General features: G+C 36.4%; 1 protein-coding gene. It reads right to left on the reverse strand.

The window, feature by feature from the left end; translation table 11 throughout:
- Nucleotides 1-236, reverse strand: a 236-nt coding sequence (locus SB717_RS39565) for a YicC/YloC family endoribonuclease (protein WP_410908803.1), incomplete at both ends; no start/stop codon positions are given.

Here is a 236-nt window from a genome sequence, read left to right on the forward strand (position 1 = left end):
AGAAGTGACCAATTCACACTTAATTTTCTTTCAACAAGTCCTTCACCTGCTATACTAATAGACACTTCAATGCGTCCACGTCGAACTTGCTGTGCAATTATTTTACGAATTTTGTCCTCAAATACCATCATTTGCTTAGGAAGTCGAATACTCATCTCTAAAAAACGGTGGTTCACCGATTTCATTTCTACTGTAATTTGAAAAGTATCACTTTCTACTTTCGATCTTCCAAACCC

This window comes from Priestia sp. SIMBA_032 (assembly GCF_046535215.1).
Classification (GTDB): Bacteria; Bacillota; Bacilli; order Bacillales; family Bacillaceae_H; genus Priestia; species Priestia aryabhattai.